This window comes from Bifidobacterium sp. WK041_4_12, from assembly GCF_041080795.1.
In the GTDB taxonomy this organism is placed as follows: Bacteria; Actinomycetota; Actinomycetes; order Actinomycetales; family Bifidobacteriaceae; genus Bombiscardovia; species Bombiscardovia aquikefiricola.
Genome location: NZ_CP129674.1, coordinates 1408975 through 1427307, shown reverse-complemented (window position 1 = coordinate 1427307; position 18333 = coordinate 1408975). Strand labels below are relative to the sequence as shown.

Below are 18333 nucleotides of genomic sequence, written 5' to 3'. Positions count from 1 at the left end.
GCTTGACGCTGTTTGTCTGTCTGTGTGCGAGTGGGCCCATCAGTGTGAGGTGAAGTACTATAGGGCATGAATGAAGGGCGTAGTGATTACCGGTTGGGTGGTGTGGCTAGAGGATGAAGCATGTGCAGGCGACAGTGTATGCATTTTTTAAACGACACGGCTTCGTGTATGGAGTGAGTTCCTATGCCTTTCTGATGGGCGATGCGATTGTATGCTTCATGGTGTTAGGTCCCAACATCATCGATCCAATTTGGAAATTGCCGATATCTCTGAATCTCCTGATAATGTCGATGTTCATGTTCGTGAACTTTACGGGCACGTCTCCCAGCGAGCAGATGACGTTGGCTGATTATATGGAACCAGTGCAGTGGTTGAACGGCATATTTTTCGTGCTGCATTCTACAGTTGGTCTTGCTGCGCCTTACCATCATCACTTCTTAGCTCCACCGATATGGATGCATTTCAACAAGGACAGCCTTATCGCGTTGGGTATCTATGTCGCTCTCTTCGTGGTTGCCACCATCATTCGCCTGATCTTCAAGCATCGACGGGCACAGTAACATATCAGGTGAAGGTTTCTGCCTCTGTCTCCATCGGCACACGCATATGAATACGATGTCTGCCAATGCGTTCATCGGTGCTGTGCGTGCTACTGGAATTGAAAATTTGAATTCTCATACGAACAGAGATATGTGTTGAACGTAGGAGGTCACCGCGTGGTGTCTGTGCCGAAATGGTTGTCTGTTAACGGTTGTCTGTTAACAATGTCGATTCACGAACTCTCACAGCGGCGAAAGCTGCAATAATCATCAGGGCGATCATCGCACTCAGTGGAATGACCATCGACTTGTTCGGCAGTTGAAGGCCATACATCAGCAGAATGAAGAGAATGCCCGTCACTTGGCCGGAGCCCATGAGCAAACCATATGATGTGCTCTCTGGTATCGGGTAGGCGATCTCAGTGCCGTATTCAAAGATCAGCGGCCCTGCGCCCATGATGAAGAATCCAGCGAATGCGCCGCAAATCACCAGCACTGGATATGCGCTTGCATAGGACAGCCCAGCGATGGCGACAATTGCAATCGCCATTGAAACCACAATGAACGTCTTGCGGTGTCCCGTTCGGTCACTGGCGAGTGGAAGCACCACACCACCTATGATTCCTGCAAGTATGATGGACGTGCCGATGATGCCACTTTGATCGCTGTCTATGCCATGCGACACGAACATGTCGGATATCGCGGTAAGCAATGCGTTGAAAACCCCAAGTGCGATCATGACCGTGACAAGGAGCAGCACGTAGTCGTGGTTTTGTCGCAATGCCATGGCATCACGAAGGGAAAAATGACCGTTGCGTTGCGCCTTCGGGCCTGCAGGCACCTTAGGCTCTTCCTTCATCAGCACGACGAGCAGCAGCGAACATAGTATGGCTACGTACCCCATGGATTTGAGCATGCCTCCCATGCCCATTGCCTGATACAGCGCTGGGGTCGTGGCGGTTGCCACGGCGATGCCCACATAGCCTGCGACGGAACCGATGCCGGTTACCGTGGCTCGCTGATTTACAGGGAACCAGTTTGCGGCCAGCTTCGTCAAGGGATTCATGACGAATGGCTGGGCGATGGCCAAACCTAATTGGCTGATGACTACCATCGGGAAGCTCCAAAATAGGAGTCCGCGAGTCATGGCGAAGACCGATGTCAACACGGCGGCCAGGGTGAAGCATGCACGGATGCCCTTTCGGTCGCACAGCATTGATGCCGGCAGGGAGAACACTATGTAGGCTACCATGTAGCTCATCGATAGTGAGGCAATGGCTAGGGGAGTGGTGTGATAAAAGACTGTTGCCTGAGGGGAAATGGTTGAGAAGGTGAGCCAAAACATCTGTGTGATGGCAAACATCGGTATTGCGGCGATCAGAACAACCCATCGATACGGTGAAACCGCGTAGATTGGTGTGTCCGATGCGGTCGCCGCATCATGAGTCGTTGCATTATGAGTCGTTGCATTATGAGACATTGCGGCCGTCGACGGATCGGAGTCAATGCCAGTTTCATATGCTCTGGATGTCATACGCTCTCATCTCCTTCGTTGTGTTTTCACGGTGTTGCGCGTAGATCGCAAACCAGACAATAACGATGGTGACAGCGCATTCATCGAAGAGAACGACGAGGCAATGCGATGGAGTCCCGCTGATCACGATTCGCACGAATTCAATATGATTGTGTGCGATGTAAAACTGGAGTATACACACGAAAGACATCGACAAAGCACGCTGTGTTTCCGCGACGTAACATCGTCCGCAGCGTCCAAAGCGTTGAATCTGCCCTACAAGATTGCCGACTAGCTGTGGCTGCTGTGCTGCTGTGCTGCTGTGCTGCTGTGTCGCCAAGACTGTAGCTCCGATATGGATGAAGGACCGAAAAGCGATGTTTAAGGGCGAGCTTCGTTAATCGGAAAGATTCTTCAGCGACTTGCGCAGCAATCGGAAGAGAGCCACGGCTTCGCTCTGAGTCAGACCCACCCTTGCGAGAATCTGGCCTGAGATACCTATTGTTTTGGCACGGAGCGCCAAGCCTTTGTCGGTCAGTTCGACGTTGACGTTACGCTCGTCAACCTTTGACCGCAGACGAGTGATGAATCCCTGTGCTTCGAGCTTCTTGAGCAAAGGAGTAAGCGTTCCCGAGTCGAGGTAAAGGGTTGCTCCAAGCTCCTTCACGTTTGGAGCTCCGCTTCCTCTGCTTCCGTTGCCATTGTCGCTTCCCCCGTCGTGTGCGTCCCACAGTGCGATCATGGTGAGGTATTGCGTATATGTGAGATTCAGTGGTTCAAGGTGAGGGGTATACGCCTTGATGATTTCTTTTGAGCAGATATACATGTAGCGAGGCAGTTGCCGTGGATCATCGAGAATCTCGAATTCGTTGAAGGGGTCCATGTGCGTCATGAGTGTGCTCCATCTGCTTTTTCCATACCAATAGTACGTAAAGGGTGCCTTTTGCTGGATTCACTGTGTTTTAGGCCAACTGTGTTTGGGCCAACTGTGTCTTGGATTCGCTGTGCCAACGTGTCATTGCGGCGTTGCCTGACAGCTTTGTAACCCCTCGTTCACAGCGATGATATCGAAGGGACCCATGTCAGCTTTATTATAAATTGTATGCAATCTAATAGGATGATATGTTGTGTGTTCTCCGCAATGGTGACGGCTCAACGTGTGACTCATCATAACGGTTTCTAGGAGGCCCTATGATATCGGCAGCACAACTGCATTTCAACGAACTGCCATTGGAGCGTCAGAAGGCTCATTTCTTCGACGTCGCCTCCCGAGCGTTGTCTCGTTGGGGATACGACGCGCAATCATGTGATATCAAGCTCCTCAACCTCACCGAGAACGCCACATTTCGGATCGACTGTCATGCTAACGGGACAGCGCATGACTCTCGCTTCGTCATGCGTGTACATCGCCTGGACTACGCGCAACGCGACTCAATACAGGTAGAGCTCCAATGGATTGAAGAACTTCGCAAGGCTACTCAGCTGCGCCTTGCCACTCCGATTCCCGGACTTGACGGCAATTGCATACAATGCATCGACTGCCCAGACATCGCTGCTCAGCGCAACGTGGTCTGCTTCACGTTCGTGACGGGAAAGGCACCACGCGATTCTACGGATGACACAGAATCACTCAGCACCTTGATGCTCAGACTCGCATCGATACCTGAATCGGTGACTATTCCGCTCACTCGGGCCGCCGCCATGCTGTACGACAGCATCGGCACACGAGGGAAATTCAACCTTACGACGAAGCTTGAGGGCAATGCAACGACCCTGTCACCGCAGGATGAACAGTTATATCACTCCATTGGTGCAGTCGCAGCGATTCTACGTCGTGATTCCCTGACATGGACCGCGACCCATCGTGAAAGCATCGCACACCGCATCGAATGGAACTGGAGCGCAACCTTCGGAGAACAGTGGAACAACTACTATGGAAGCCATTACTGGGACATTGACAGCACGCTCAGTAGACACGATATAGAAGCGATTGACCGCTGCCGCGATCTTATGAAGCAGCGGCTGGAAGCTTTTGGCACATCGCCCGAACGCTATGGCCTCATCCATAGCGATCTGCGTCCCGCAAACCTGCTCGACGACGACGGCGATCTCGCAGTATTGGATTTTGACGACTGTGGCATGGGATGGTACATGACAGACATTGCCGGCATTGTCGGATTCATGGAACATCGACCCGATCTGCCTGCCGTGTTGAATGCGATCGTGAGAGGATACCGCACCGTATTCCCGCTTGACGAGCAGGAGGAGCGCGAAATTCCTACCTTCATCATGATCCGTAGAATCGGTCTGTTTGAATCATTGCTGTATCACATGACCAATGCGGATCCAGGGAGCAACGAGGCGACTTCCATCACACCAGAGCTTGTCGCATTCGTTGGCAAGGGCACCGCAATACTGGCTAGAAAATACGTGCGACACTACCGTTGAAATCATCCCTCAAGGATTCGTCAACTCGAATCCCATTCGTTGTCAACACACTGACAGGAGCAATAGCATGAATCACAATACCCTTTCCAGGCAGGCAACCGCTGCCATCTATGACCAGGCTTATGAGGAATGGAATCCCTCACGAGTGGATATATTTCGTAAGTATGGGCTTGAGATTGTGCTCGGACCGCGGCACGGATACGAATTTGAAGACCTCGCATCCGGTCGCACGATCATCAACATGCACATCAACGGGGGAGTCTTCAACCTAGGTCACTGCAATCCTGAGGTTCGTCAAGCCCTTATCGAAGGATCGGAACAGTATGATGCGGGAAATCATTATTTCCCCTCCCGCGTCAAAATGGATTTCGTAGAAGCCCTTCTGAAGATCTCTCCCGATTACATGCGCTATGTGAATGTCAATACAGGCGGTGGCGAATCCATTGATTCAGCCATCAAGTTTGCGCGTCATGCCACGGGCCGCAAGCGGGTCATCACCGTGCACGGATGCTTCCACGGAGCAACGGGGTTTGCCATGCAGGCAGGGTCTCAGGATTTTGCAGCATTCTTCAATTCGAAGCCGGACCCGGACGAGTTCAGCCAGGTAGATTATGACGATCTCAACCAGCTTGAAGAGATACTGCGCCTGAACGACACCGCCTGCGTGCTGTTGGAGAGCCTGCCCGCCACAGCGGGCTTCCCCATTCCCCATGAAGGCTACTTCAAGGCCGTCACCGAACTGGCTCATCGCTATGGAGCGCTGTATATCGCGGATGAAGTGCAGACCGGTCTCATGCGCAGCGGCACGATGTGGTGTTCCGTCGGATACGGTGCTCAACCGGACATGATCGTTACTGGCAAAGGTCTATCAGGGGGGTATTACCCCATAAGCGCAGTTATTATGAATGACCGCGCCGGACAATGGCTGAAGGATGACGGCTTCGCACAGACCACCTCGTTCAGCACTTCCGAGCTCGGCTGCTATGTAGGAAGCAAAGTTCTTGAAATCACCTCACGAGATTCCACGAGAAGCAACGTGCATCAGTTGAGCGAACTGTTCGCGAAGCGTTTGCAAGACATTCAGTCTCGTCATCGTTTTCTTGCAGATGTGCGGCAGCGTGGCGTGATCATGGGGCTTGTCACTACCCATCCTGAAGGTTCGAGCGCACTGATGGCCGCGCTCTACCGCAATGGGGTGTGGGCAATGCGAGCCAACTTTGATCAGCGGGTGCTGCAGTTCAAGGCAGGTTTGCTGATGAACGATGACATGGCCAACAAGGTGCTCGATGCGTTGGATGTGTCACTGAGTCAGGCCGCTGCCATGCTCGGCGTGCAGGACTGACGAATCTTCGTTGACATGCGTGAATCGTTCAACCATTGCAACAGCAGCATCCTATCCGCAGCATCCTATCCGCAGCATCCTATCCAGGGTCGCTGGAATGCGTGTCAATGAAGTCATGGAATCTCGGTATCGACGATTGTACCGATCAGACCTGTCCAAGTTGCATGGATGATAGCGCTCTCATGCGAAAGCACAGTCAGCGTCATACACCAATCTGTCCTATTAGTCGTCCTATTAGATGTCCTATTAAACCGGTCAAAACCGCCTACAACCCATGCTACACATCATGTCAAAATAACCTGAAACGCATACCCTTGCAACAAAAAAGGCCACCCCAAGCGGGGTGACCCTTGATGTACTCGTGGAGCTGCCGGGAATTGAACCCGGGTCCGATGACCGTACCCTCAGAATTCTACGTGCGTAGTCTGCTGGCCTTGTGGCAATTTATCTGCTCTCAACGATGTCGCAGACAACCATTGACGAGCATATCCACAGTAAAAGTCCCCGAATCACCCTGTAGCACAATGATTCAGGCAAGTCTTCTTAATGACGCTCAGCATCCCCTCAAAGACAAGGGGGAGTGAACGGAGCAGCTGCTCACTGTTTATTCCTGGCGCGAAGCTCAGGCAGCGAGAGCGAACTCAGTGCGATTAGATTTAGCACTTGTTGTTTGCGGGAGGACATTAACGAGTGGACCCCCGCGTTCTCGGCACGCTTCCCTGCGACGAACAGGTCACCGTCGAAACCGATCAGCCCCAATATGAAATTATCAAACCCCGACAAATTCCGTCGGACATTTAACTATACAACACAACACGCTTCATTATTCCGAAAATGATCCTGAACCAAGCTTCAAGCCGAAATTGAGCTATGCATGTGAGGATTGAAATACAAAGGGCTGTCACTGCTTGCCGTCAGAGTAGCCGCTTTCTGCAAGGAAGTCTGGCATCACTTCTGGATATTCGGGCCATGCACCATGCTGCGTGCAGACAAAGGCTGCGGCATTGACGGCCGCACGATGTGCATCATGCAGGTTTGCGCCCTTCAACAGGGTGATGGTAAAGGTTCCAGAGAAGCAGTCTCCTGCGCCAACGGTATCGACCACGCTCACGTGGGGTGTGGGAATCGTTGATGATTCGCCTGTATGACTGAAGATGGTACTGAATTGCGAGCCTGCGGTAAGAATTACGTAGTCAAGTTTGAATTGATGGAGGAACCAGTCGCAGGCTTCCTCATTCGAGGTGCCGGGTATGCCATCGTTCAAACTGACCTCGACCGTGCTCGTTGGCCAGGCATTGCGCTAAACTATTGACTTTACGCCGCTTTCGGCAAGCGCTTCTATTAATTCATCGCCGAGCGCATCTTCGCCCACGGCGCTGATCGCATAGCCATCGGCACCATTCTTGGTGGCATGATAGCTGAAGTTCACGGGGGCGCCCCCAGCGCGTTTTCCGCTCGGCTACATGTCCCACAGCAGTTCTCCCAGGCTCACGGCGATTGGTTTGCTCATTGTTGTTCCTTTCACCGGGTGTTGACTATGTTGATTCGTTGGATTGGAAATCATTGCCTTGGGTTGTCCATGCCGGCAACAAATCGGGAAGGGTTTCGCAAGAATTGACTTGCCGCAACTGCTGCTGCGCCGCTCAGGGTTGCATCGGTGGGCAGGTCTGAAAGCTCGATTGCTGTGCTCTTCATGAGATCGGGCAGTACTCGCTCAGCAACGATTCTTCTGACCTCGTCAAGCAAGGTGTTGCCAGCCTCGGCAATAATGTCGCCGATGATGATTTGGCCGGGATTGTAACCGTAGATGATATTGATGCAGCCATAGGCGACGTAGCGTGCAATTTCGCGCACTATCCGCTGCGCCTCCGCATCGCCTGCATCAGACTTCTGGAACAGGCGTTTACACGCTTCCCTGGGCAGAAGTGCTTCGAGATCCTCAACGATTCCCTCATTGCCGGGTTCCTGTAGCATTGCCTTGACCGCACCAGTCGAGCAGTAGCGTTCCAGGCATCCTACATTGCCGCATTCACATGGTCGGCCATTGACATCGATGCTCACATGCCCGATTTCCGTTGCAACACCGCGCGATCCGGAAATCAGATTGTCGCGGTCGATGACTCCGGCCCCAACGCCCTCACCAATCAAAAAGTAGGCAAGTGAGTTCTCATCAGTGTGCATGCCGAAGAGGCTTTGGGCCAGTGCTCCTGATCGGGCGTCGTGCTCGATGAATGTGGGGACGGCGAAAGTCTGGGTAAATTCATCCTTGAAATTGATCTCTTTCCACATCTGCATGCTGGTGACCGAGATGATTCTGCCTTCATCTGCTAGATAGGGTCCAGGAACCGCCATGCCAACGGCCACGATTGCCGGATTCGTTTCAATAGCACGATTGATAAACTCCTTGACCTGCGAAACAATATCGACAACGTCTTCGTTATTGACAGATGGAAAATCATGGATGGCAGTGGAGTGCCCGCTCAAGTCAAAGATGCCGATCTGTACCAGACTTCGAGCAAATTTCACTGCTATGACCTGGTATTGGGAATCATTGAATTTCAATCCGATGGAGCGACGGTTCAACGCACCTTCCATAGTGCCTGTTTCGATGATTACGCCATAATCGATGAGGCGTGCCGTTATTTTGGTGATCGCTGCCGCGGTAAGCCCGGTGGCCTTGGCAATCTGGGCTCGGGAGCTTACGCCATGATGGAAGAGAAAGTCAATGATTCGGGATCGATTCAACTCAGACATCGATGAAGGAGTGCCTTCGGATGCAGCGTGCTTCATTGCGTACTCCTTAGGGGCGAGACAACGGTGTCACTTTCGGGGCAGATAGCGTTCATTGTGAACATTGCGAAGTATACAGAGCAAGAATTCCTTTTATCACAACGCCAGAATGCCAATTTTCAGTGTTTCTACTCAGACAAGTTCACAATGAACACAATAATCAGAGATTGTGAGTAAAAAGCGCGGCATTGTTGCCGACTTGGGAGCGATTTTTGAATTTCTGCACGTAGACGAGCCTCTCGACCGTTGTTTTTGCAAGCGGTTGGGGCAATTCGTTTGGACTGAACCATCCAATCTGAAGACTCTCTTCATCTCCAACGTACGGTTCTGCGTTTCCGCCATCCTTGAGGGTGCATATAAACAGCAAGTCCATGTATTGAGCCTGATCGCCATTGGCGTAGGTCAGCATGCGGCTGGACGACTTGATCGATGCGAGCTCCGTGGGAACTGCGTCGATGCCAGTTTCCTCCTTGACCTCTCGCACTACGGTATCTGCAGGTTCTTCACCCGGTTCATTGATGCCATACACCAGGGCCCATTCGCCCGTATCGCTGCGTCTGCCCAGCAATATTCTGCCGTCCTGAGACTGGACATATGCCGTGATCCCAATAAGCCACAGAGGGTCGTGACCTATTTTCTTACGCAGTTTGAGAATGAACTCTGGTGTTGCCATATCTACTCCCTGTCTATTGTTAAAGGTGCCTATCGTCATTCTTGTTTATCAGCATAGGTATGTATCATCCCGATATTGCCACGGAAGCGCCGACTCAAGCCTTCCGTGCCTGCTGCGCCATCCATGCCTCGACATCGTCGACCTGCTTGGGAATGGCAGACGAAAGCCATTCCGGACCATTCTTGGTCATCAGCACGTCATCTTCGATGCGAATGCCGATACCGCGATATTCGGGTGGGATGAGCAGATCATTATCCTTGAAATAGAGCCCGGGTTCAATCGTGAAGATCATTCCCGGAGTGATGGGCGCGTCCTGATATGACTCATATCTTGCCTGCGCGCAGTCATGAACGTCCAATCCAAGATGATGCGCACATCCGCAGGCGTGCCAACGACGGTGCTGCTGACCTTCAGGGCTGAGCGCCTCTTCGACGCTTACCTTGAGAATGCCCCAATCGTGGAGGGCCTGCGCCAGCACCCTCATGACGGCATGGTGAATGTTTGAATACGTCGCTCCAGGTCGTGCCGCTTCGAATCCAGCCTGCTGCGCCTTCAGCACGGTTTCGTAGAGTTTGCGCTGCAAGGGCGTGAACTTGCCTGAAACGGGGAAAGTCCTCGTGATATCTGCCGTATACAGGCTTGTCACCTCTACTCCCGCGTCGATCAGAAGCAGATCTCCGGAAGAGACATCACCCGTGTTGCGCATCCAATGCAGAATCGGTGCGTTACTGCCAGAGGCGACAATGGTGTCATAGCCAACGGTATTGCCCTCTTCGCGAGCAACGGCATTGAACGCGCCTTCAAGCTTCCTTTCGGAACGTGTCGTGTCCTTGACCTGAGGCAGACGTGTGAGCATGCGATCGAAACCATCCTTCGTCGCTGCAATGGCCTTACGCATTTCGCCGACTTCATAGGCATCCTTAAGCATGCGCGCTTCGGCGGCGAACTCATGCAGCTTGCCATCGACCAGACGGTTATTGTCCGGATCGCCAAAGCCGTGGGTGCGGCGGATGGACTGTACCAGATTGGTCACATCGGCATCGGCCTCACGTACCACCCGCAAACGAACGGCGCTCTGTTCGGTGCCTACATCCTTGGAAAGCGCATCGGAAAGCTGCGCGATGTCATGCGTTTCAATGCCGGTCATGATGCCAAGCTCTTCGATGCCTGCGCGAGATCCGACCCAGTATTCGCCATATTGCGAGGACCGGTAATAATCCTCGGTACTCTGGTCGGCGCGAGGATGGACAAAGAGTTCAGGAACATGGGTTTTCCCAGCCTTGGCATCGGCCGATCCCGGCGCGACGGGGTTCAGGACCAAGACCGCACCTGGTTCCAGATCCTCTCCAAGACCGGTGTAATAGGCAAAGGTCGTATCGGGACGGAACGCATAGTCGCAGTCATTGTTGCGGACTTTCGGCATGCCGGCAGGGATGACGATGCGGTCTCCCGGGAATCTGTGACCCAGCGCCTCAAGCCTTCTTGCAGTGAACTTGCTTGATTCCAGCGGCGTGACATGCTGGTCTTCCTCGCCCCACCCAGTGGTCATGAACTTCTTGAAATTCGCAGAAGAGGGACTCAATGTCCGATTATTGATACGACTTTCAATGTTTGGACTATCGTCGCTATCCGCTTCTTCGCTGGAATTCAACGCTTTCAACTCTTCCACTTCCGACATGATTCTCCTTCGACCGACCAGGGCCGTCTCGGTTCCCCAATAACGCATTCCATCTTACCCATGAACGATTACAGAGGCCTTCGATGACCGTGTTCGTCTCTGAGCATGCAATAACCCTCAAACCCGTATCACGCGTCGTTTACAATGGTCGAGTGGCCCTTGCGTGGGGAAAGAAAGACGAGATAGAAGGCGTGACTTGTCATTAGAAGAACCAAATAAAGGCGGAGAAAGCCTACAGGATGTTCAGAGGCTGATTATGCAGCGTCCTCCCGAACATAACACGACCAATCTCAATCTCGACCGCATGAAGATGATTCTCGATCTTCTCGGTCATCCTGAAAAGTCCTTCCGCATCGTGCACATCACCGGCACCAACGGCAAGGGATCGACGGCCCGCATGGTCGAAACCATCGTACGTACCTATGGTCTGAGCACCGGCCTGTATACGTCACCGCATTTGCAGAAGATCACCGAACGGATCAGCGTGAATGGTCAGCAGCTCTCCGACAATAGATTCATCGACGTGTATAACCAAGTCAAGGATTTCATCGATATCGTCGATGCCGAATCCGTCAAGCGTGGAGGCCCGAAGATGAGCTTCTTCGAGGTGTTGACGACCATGGCAATATGGGCGTTTGCCGATGCTCCCGTTGACGTGGCGGTCATCGAAGTCGGCATGGGTGGATTGTGGGATGCCACAAACGTGCTTGATGGGGACGTTTCAATCATCGGGCCAGTCGACATGGACCATATGCAGTGGCTTGGCAATACCGTGGAGGAGATTGCCACCGAAAAGGCTGGAATCATCAAGAAAGATTCAACGGTCGTCATAGGCCCACAACCTCATGCAGAGAAGGTCATGCCGATCATCGAAGAGGCATTCACGAAGAATCAGGCGCGTGAGCTGATTCGTGACGGCAAGGAAATGAGCGTTGAATCACGCATGCCTGCCGTCGGTGGTCAGGTCGCCACCCTGGTGACTCCCAACGGCCGCTACGAACAGGTGCCGATTGCCAAGTTCGGCAAGCACCAGGCTCATAATGCCTTGGAAGCGCTCGCCGCTGCAGAAGTCGTGCTGCCTGTCAATGGTGCGCTTGACGGTGATCTGGTAGCCGAAGCCCTTGGCAGCGTCAAGATTCCAGGTCGAATCGAACAGATTCGCAATTCGCCGACGATCATTCTCGATGGCGGCCATAATGTGAATGCGGCAGTGGCCTTAAGAGATGCGATAGAAGAAAGCTATCATTTCGAGCAGCTTGTTGGCGTGGTCGCGATGATGAAGGACAAGCAGGTCGAGGAATTCCTCGGAATATTGGAGCCCATACTCAGTCAGATAATCGTCACCGAGAATTCATGGCGTGATCGTGTCATGCCGGCAGAGGAGCTTGAGAAAATAGCCGTCAACGTGTTTGGCCGCGACCGCGTGATTCGTCAGGACATGCTCACCGATGCTATTCAGAAAGCCGTCAATCTGGTAGATAGCGAAGACGAGCTCGGCGTCGGATATGGGCGGGGCGTGCTGATTTGCGGCAGCTTCGTCACCGCAGGCGATGCCCGCATCCTCCTCAGAGAGCATGACAATCCTGAATTGAAGAAACCGAAGGCGGAGAGAGCGTAATGTATCTGAAGGATCTGAGTCTACGAGGTTTCAAATCCTTCGCATCGGCGACGACCTTACGCTTCGAGCCGGGAATCACGGCTGTCGTGGGACCCAACGGTTCAGGAAAGTCGAATATCGTTGACGCTCTCGCATGGGTCATGGGGGAGCAGGGTGCAAAGACCTTGCGGGGCACGTCGATGGAGGATGTGATCTTTGCCGGCACGTCCGCACGTGCCCCACTCGGCCGTGCGCAGGTCAGTCTGACGATTGACAATACCGATCATGCTCTGGACATCGAATATTCCGAAGTGACGATCACTCGTACGATTTTCAGAAATGGCGGATCGGAATATGCGATTAACGGCACGTCCTGCCGTCTGCTCGACATTCAGGAACTGCTGAGCGACACGGGTCTGGGCTCGCAAATGCACGTCATCATCGGGCAGGGCAGGCTCGATTCGATTCTTAGAGCAGATCCTGCCGGTCACCGGGCTTTCATCGAAGAGGCAGCAGGCATCCTGAAGCATCGCAAGCGCAAGGAGCGAGCCTTGCGCAAGCTGGCGAATACCGAGACGAATCTGTCTCGACTCGATGATCTGGTGAGTGAAATTCACCGTCAGCTCGGGCCTTTGGGACGACAGGCGAAGATTTCACGGCGTGCCGATGGCATTCAGATAGCATTGCGCGACGCACAGGCCAGACTTTTGGCGGAGGATGCCGTCACTCTCGGTTCACGTCGGGATACGGTGAGGGCTGAACTGACCAAGGCACGCGGGACACTTGCAGCGCAGCAGCGCGAACTGGTCACCATCAAGTCGCAGATTGAGCAGATTGAGAGCCAGAGCACGGCTTCAAGTCCTGAAATGCGGGAGCTGAATGACGGGTTCAACGAGCTCACCAGAGTGCAGGAGAGGCTGCGCTCCTTGAAGGCCTTGGCACAGGAACGCAGTGAATCCGCACTGGGAAGATTTCAGCAGGCCAATGGCGATGATCCCGGGATGTTACGCAGCAGAGCTGATGAACTCGACCAGCAGGGAAAGCATCAGAAGCTCTTGACCGATGCCGCTCGCCTGACCTTTGATCGAAGCACCGAAGAACGCGCAGGATTCGAAAAGCACCTCGCTTCGGTCCGTCAGACCTTGAATGAGCTTCGACAGTCGACGCAGCAGCGTGAACGCCAGCTGTCGAAGCTGCGTGAGATGGTTGCCCGCGAACAGTCGGCGTTGCAGCTCTCGCAGAGTCGAGGCAAGGATTTTGAAGGTCAGGTCGGCAATCTGCGCCATCAGTTGGGCGATCTTGAAGCCAGACATGCCGAGATGCTTGCACAAAGCGAGCAGATGGATGCGCAGGATCTTGACGATCAGCTTGCCGCGGCTCAGAAAGCTTACGAGGCAGTGGGTCTTCAGCTTAACGAGACCAATGAGCGGCAACGAAAGATCAATGGTCGGATAATCTCGTTGCAGGCCAAGGCGGATGCGCTCGATGATACTCTGGAGAGCCGCAATGCGTCTGGTGCCTTGGAAAAGGATGAAGCCATCGATGTGATGGGGAAGCTTGCCGATTTCATTCATGTGCAGCCCGGTTGGGAAGAGCCGGTCGCTCACGCCTTGAACGTGTTCGCCAACGCCGTGATCGTGCCTGACATGCAGCAGATTGAACGCGCCCTCCAGCATGTCCGTGACCATAACCTGGGGAAGGCTGTGCTGATGTCCCCAAGTTCAGGGTTTGAAAGCAGCAAGGGCTCGAACGATGTCGATGCGACGAATGCGCATGCGCGTCAGTCTGGATGCACCTCGCTTGCACAATACGTTTCGGTCAGGGAATCCATCGAAGCCGACAGCCAGATATCATTGTCGGTTTTGCATTCGGTGAGGATACTGCTGGCTGATATTGCCGCAGTCGATTCGCTCGAACAGGCACGATCGGCGATTCGAGAGGGTTGGCAGCAGGCGGTCACCGTTGATGGTGACGTCGTGAACGCCGTGGGCGCATCAGGCGGCTCCTCACTTTCACAAAGCGATCTTTCGCTGGTTTCGAGACGTGATGCTGCCTTGAAACAGGTTCACGACATGAATGCAACGCTCGAAGAGCTCACCACATCGGTGAAGCATCTGAGTGCCGAGCATAGCTCGGCGCGTTCAAGCTTGGAATCCCTGCGGAACAAGCGCACCGAGATTCAGCTCCGATTGAAGCAGATGCGTGAATCAGTGAACGACTTGCAACGTCGCATCACGCAAATCGAGCATCAAATCCACGAAGCTCAGGCGAAATGCAGCCAGGCTCGCGAAGACGCGCACAATCATGAAATCAAGCTGGATGATCTGCAAGAAACCTTGAATGAGGCAGAACATTCGTCAGATGCTCAAACAAGCTTCGATGAACTCGGGCTGCGCGAAAAGTCGCTCGAAGCGTCCCTTGCAACAACGCGCGAGCAGGAGGTTGCTGCGAAGATAGCGTGGAACGAAGCCGTTTCGAAGGCAGAATCATTGACGCGGCAATCACAGATGCTTCGGGACAATGCAAAGTCCGCTGACGAACGTCGAGAGCGCATTCAGCGCAACAATGCAGCCCTACAAAAGCAGGCCGACAGGTCATCTGCCGTTGCCCATGCAGCGCAGCATGTCATCAAGCTAGTGGAGTCTGCTCTTTCAGCCGCTCAGAAGAAGCGCGACGCCTTGCAGTCCGAAGTGTCCAAGCACGATGCTCAATTGAAGGATCTGCGTGCGCGCAGAGATGGCATGGAGCCTAAGGTTGCTGCATTGCAGCAGCAGGAACATGCTCTTGACATTGAACGAGAACGTCTGGCGACTGAATTCGGCCAGCTTACGCAAAAGGTTTCCGACACTCTGGGATTGAACCTTGATGAACTCGTCAGTGGATTTGGACCTGACAAGCCGGTTCCGGTGCTCGATGAAACCGGCAAGCCTGTTTCAACCGATGAAGGTATCCAGACTGTTCCATATTCTCGTGAGCAGCAGCAGTCAAGGCTTGAGAAGGCTCGCCGTGATTTGACGAAGCTGGGCAAGGTGAATCCGTTGGCCGCCGAGGAATATGAGTCATTGGAATCGCGCAACGCATTCCTTAACAAGCAGCGCAACGATGTGACGCAGTCTCGCGATGATCTGATGAGCTTGGTAAAGAATCTTGACACGACGATGATGGACGTGTTCCGAACCGCGTTTGACGATACGGCCCAAGCCTTCACCAAGGTGTTCAGCACCCTGTTCCCTGGTGGAACAGGACGTCTGCGCTTGGAGGATCCTGACGATCTGCTGCATACAGGCGTGATCGTCGAAGCAAGCCCGGCAGGAAAACGAGTCAAGCAGCTTTCGCTGCTTTCTGGTGGAGAACGTTCCCTGACGGCGCTTGCACTGCTCTTCGCAATCTTCACAGCACGTCCGAGCCCGTTCTATGTCATGGATGAAGTCGAGGCCGCTCTCGATGACGTGAACCTCACGAGACTGCTCAACGCGCTGCAAGACTTGCGCTCGCACGCGCAGCTCATCGTCATCACCCATCAGCAGCGCACGATGAGCATTGCCGATGCGCTGTACGGCATAACCATGCGCGATGACGGCGTCACTGCCGTCTTTTCGCAGAAAATCGAACGCTAAATCACCTCACCACGCACGAAATGCGCAGATCTTTTGCTCATTGTGAACTTGTCAAAGTATCCAAGCGAGATTTTCGCGAAATAGCCCCGATTTTCCTTCGAAAATTGACGATTATCGGCTTTGATACTTTGACAAGTTCACAATGAACGAGCCGTATGCTGAATGGAGAGGGAAGTTAGCGTAGTTGTTTGGCGCGGACCACTGTTTCTTCGGCCAAAACGGCTTGCGCATCGACTATGGGCAGCTGGGGCATCGGGAATGCCTCATTCAACACTGACAGTTCGGTGCATCCCAGTATGACGACATCGCAGTTGAGACCTGTGAGCATGGCGTCGAGGGCTTCAGCGTAGCGTTCCTTGTTAAGATCGCCGGTTTCTTTCACATCGTGATAGATCAAATAGCTGATCTTCTCTTGAATCGTCTCGTCAGGAGAAACGAATTCGTAGCCCGCTGCCTCGACTGCCGTGCTATAGATTCCAGACACCAGACTGCCTCGCGTGCCCATGAAAGCCACGCGAGGATGCGTGGAAGCAGGGTAGAGCTTCGACATCTGCTCAATCGCAACTTTGGGCATGTGAATGATGGGAACCGGCGTGAGGGCTTGAAGTTCGTCAAAGAAATAATGCGCCGTATTGCAGGGGAGCGTGATGAATGAAGCTCCGATGGCCGTTGCCTTGCGGATGTCGTCGGCGATATAGGGGAATGGACTGTCTGCACTGTTGCCGAGTATGAATTCCGTGCGATCTGGGACACTTGAATCATTGAACACCACGTAATCGAGGAATTCCTGATCCTCGTGAGCATGCGTCAGTTCATCGACAAGCCGGATATAGCTTTCTGTGGCGAGTGTGCCCATACCGCCGATCACTGCAAAGAATTGCTTCATGACTTATCCGCCTTCTTGATGAAATACTTCCTGTAACCCTTCTTGTAAATATTGAACATATGCCGTAAGAGCAGCCAACGCAAGGGATTCATGTCATGAGAGTATTCAAGGGTAGTGCCCCAGTCGCCCCGTTTCAGCATCTCCTGCGCGGCTCGCTTGTCGGCATTGTCGGCAACGTAGGTCGTAAAGATGGATCGCGGAATCTCAAGCCATAGCTTACTGCCGCGTCCAAAGACGGTACGCCCATCGAATTCGCTGTCTTCGACCAGGTCGTCAACGAAATACTTGGCCAGATTGAAACCATTCAGTGTCACGAAGTAGCTGCTTCTGCCCTGGCGCAGGTTGATTTCAAACAGCTTGTATGTCTGGTCGCGCACATCGAACTTCATGTCGAAGTTGGCCACGCCTTCGTACTGAATCTTTTCAAGGAATGCGGCTATCTTTCGAAACACCTCTTCGTTGTAGTCTGGTAGAATCGCAGCATAGTTGCCTATTGCAATCGGTGTCGGATCTTCAAGCAGGGGATGACCGAGAAACATCATGCGAACCCGATGATGCTGGTCGACATAGGCGTTCAGAACGCGCATGCGGTCGTCATCGCCCGGGATGAAGTCCTGAATGACCATTTCAGAGCTGTAGCCAGCCTCGTATGACTGCTTGATGACTTTTTCGAGTTCTGCCGGAGTGTTGAGGATAAAGGCTTTCTTGCGACCTTCGAAGTCGATATCGAGCCATTCCACACTGTTGGCAGGCTTCATGGCTACTGGAAAACCAAAGGGGAGATTGCGGTACTCGCCGCGCTCAACGTCGGCTTTATCGACGGTTTTGGTGAGTGGATGCGGAATGTCGAACTGCTCGCAAATCTGATAGAAGCTGCTCTTGTTACTCAGACGGTGGCTCAAATCGTCATCGAGCGTGTTGTAGACAAAATACTTGCGCAGCGCATCGCCACACTGGCTCAGCAGATTGGCATACACATCGCCGCAAGGAATAAGCAATGCAACCGTGTCGGGGTGCTCTGCCTTGAACGCAGCGCCAAGCTGCAGCATATAGTGCCTGAAAGCATCGAATTCATCGAATTGAGGAACGATCGTGACATCGACAATCCTGCTGTATTTCGTCGGTGCAAGCTGGAAATGCGCATATGCCTTTGAAACGATGCCATATTGCTCATGGAATGCACGAGCCATGCCATACACATTGATGTCACTGCCGAGAAGAAATGGCTGAAACTTTTTCACAACGAATCC

General features: G+C 53.2%; 12 protein-coding genes, 1 other RNA gene and 1 pseudogene. 5 read left to right on the top strand and 9 right to left on the bottom strand.

The features are described 5' to 3' along the window. Positions 1-284: 284 nt before the first annotated feature. Positions 285-560: a hypothetical protein gene (locus QN215_RS06115; protein WP_369343453.1), complete on the top strand. Its 276-nt coding sequence runs from the start codon at positions 285-287 to the stop codon at positions 558-560. Positions 561-744: 184 nt separating this feature from the next. Here the strand turns inward: QN215_RS06115 and QN215_RS06110 are convergent, their stop codons facing one another. Together QN215_RS06110 and QN215_RS06105 are read right to left on the bottom strand one after the other, a co-directional pair. Then, positions 745-2073 carry an MFS transporter gene (locus QN215_RS06110; protein WP_369343452.1) on the bottom strand — a complete coding sequence of 443 codons (1329 nt, stop codon included), beginning with the start codon at positions 2071-2073 and terminating at the stop codon, positions 745-747. 376 nt (positions 2074-2449) lie between these two features. After that, the gene (locus QN215_RS06105) at positions 2450-2944 is read right to left on the bottom strand and encodes a MarR family winged helix-turn-helix transcriptional regulator (RefSeq protein ID WP_369343451.1); all 495 of its coding nucleotides are present in this window, start codon (positions 2942-2944) and stop codon (positions 2450-2452) included. A gap of 299 nt (positions 2945-3243) precedes the next feature. Between QN215_RS06105 and QN215_RS06100 the strand changes: the two genes are divergently transcribed. Both QN215_RS06100 and QN215_RS06095 read left to right on the top strand, forming a co-directional pair. After that, positions 3244-4500, top strand: a complete 1257-nt coding sequence (locus tag QN215_RS06100) for a phosphotransferase enzyme family protein (RefSeq protein WP_369343450.1) — start codon at positions 3244-3246, stop codon at positions 4498-4500. A 67-nt stretch (positions 4501-4567) separates the two neighbouring features. Then, complete coding sequence (locus tag QN215_RS06095; RefSeq protein WP_369343449.1) at positions 4568-5842, top strand: aspartate aminotransferase family protein; 1275 nt, start codon at positions 4568-4570, stop codon at positions 5840-5842. Between the two features lie 359 nt (positions 5843-6201). Here the strand turns inward: QN215_RS06095 and ssrA are convergent. The 5 genes and pseudogenes from ssrA to QN215_RS06070 form a co-directional block, all read right to left on the bottom strand. Next, positions 6202-6599, bottom strand: a transfer-messenger RNA (tmRNA) gene (gene ssrA, locus QN215_RS06090). Positions 6600-6743: 144 nt separating this feature from the next. After that, positions 6744-7352 (bottom strand): annotated as a pseudogene (locus tag QN215_RS06085) (PfkB family carbohydrate kinase). Between the two features lie 50 nt (positions 7353-7402). After that, the gene (locus QN215_RS06080; protein ID WP_369343448.1) at positions 7403-8632 is read right to left on the bottom strand and encodes an ROK family protein; all 1230 of its coding nucleotides are present in this window, start codon (positions 8630-8632) and stop codon (positions 7403-7405) included. A 160-nt stretch (positions 8633-8792) separates the two neighbouring features. Next, positions 8793-9305: an NUDIX domain-containing protein gene (locus tag QN215_RS06075; RefSeq protein WP_369343447.1), complete on the bottom strand. Its 513-nt coding sequence runs from the start codon at positions 9303-9305 to the stop codon at positions 8793-8795. Positions 9306-9399: 94 nt separating this feature from the next. Beyond that, positions 9400-10983, bottom strand: a complete 1584-nt coding sequence (locus QN215_RS06070; RefSeq protein ID WP_369343446.1) for an aminopeptidase P family protein — start codon at positions 10981-10983, stop codon at positions 9400-9402. Between the two features lie 196 nt (positions 10984-11179). Here QN215_RS06070 and QN215_RS06065 point away from each other — a divergent pair, with 196 nt between their 5' ends. Next, on the top strand, positions 11180-12601 hold the full coding sequence (locus tag QN215_RS06065) for a folylpolyglutamate synthase/dihydrofolate synthase family protein (RefSeq protein ID WP_369343445.1): 1422 nt from the start codon (positions 11180-11182) through the stop codon (positions 12599-12601). Next, positions 12601-16197, top strand: coding sequence for a chromosome segregation protein SMC (gene smc / locus QN215_RS06060; RefSeq protein WP_369343444.1), 3597 nt, complete (start codon positions 12601-12603; stop codon positions 16195-16197). The genes QN215_RS06065 and smc overlap by 1 nt, the downstream gene beginning before the upstream one ends. A gap of 175 nt (positions 16198-16372) precedes the next feature. Here smc and QN215_RS06055 read toward each other — a convergent pair whose 3' ends face one another. Both QN215_RS06055 and QN215_RS06050 read right to left on the bottom strand, forming a co-directional pair. Further along, entirely contained in the window at positions 16373-17083 is a 711-nt protein-coding gene (locus tag QN215_RS06055) for an aspartate/glutamate racemase family protein (protein WP_369343443.1), read from the bottom strand. Beyond that, positions 17080-18324, bottom strand: a complete 1245-nt coding sequence (locus tag QN215_RS06050) for a carboxylate--amine ligase (protein ID WP_369343442.1) — start codon at positions 18322-18324, stop codon at positions 17080-17082. Before QN215_RS06050 ends, QN215_RS06055 begins: the two co-directional genes overlap by 4 nt. Positions 18325-18333: the final 9 nt, after the last annotated feature.

What these genes read in the sequence shown, in the direction of transcription:
- QN215_RS06095 (WP_369343449.1), top strand. Translation starts at nt 4,568, where the DNA reads ATGAATCACAATACCCTTTCCAGGCAGGCAACCGCTGCCATCTATGAC.
- QN215_RS06075 (WP_369343447.1), bottom strand. Translation starts at nt 9,305, where the DNA reads ATGGCAACACCAGAGTTCATTCTCAAACTGCGTAAGAAAATAGGTCAC.
- QN215_RS06070 (WP_369343446.1), bottom strand. Translation starts at nt 10,983, where the DNA reads ATGTCGGAAGTGGAAGAGTTGAAAGCGTTGAATTCCAGCGAAGAAGCG.
- QN215_RS06105 (WP_369343451.1), bottom strand. Translation starts at nt 2,944, where the DNA reads ATGACGCACATGGACCCCTTCAACGAATTCGAGATTCTCGATGATCCA.
- QN215_RS06110 (WP_369343452.1), bottom strand. Translation starts at nt 2,073, where the DNA reads ATGACATCCAGAGCATATGAAACTGGCATTGACTCCGATCCGTCGACG.
- smc (WP_369343444.1), top strand. Translation starts at nt 12,601, where the DNA reads ATGTATCTGAAGGATCTGAGTCTACGAGGTTTCAAATCCTTCGCATCG.
- QN215_RS06055 (WP_369343443.1), bottom strand. Translation starts at nt 17,083, where the DNA reads ATGAAGCAATTCTTTGCAGTGATCGGCGGTATGGGCACACTCGCCACA.
- QN215_RS06100 (WP_369343450.1), top strand. Translation starts at nt 3,244, where the DNA reads ATGATATCGGCAGCACAACTGCATTTCAACGAACTGCCATTGGAGCGT.
- QN215_RS06080 (WP_369343448.1), bottom strand. Translation starts at nt 8,632, where the DNA reads ATGAAGCACGCTGCATCCGAAGGCACTCCTTCATCGATGTCTGAGTTG.
- QN215_RS06115 (WP_369343453.1), top strand. Translation starts at nt 285, where the DNA reads ATGTCGATGTTCATGTTCGTGAACTTTACGGGCACGTCTCCCAGCGAG.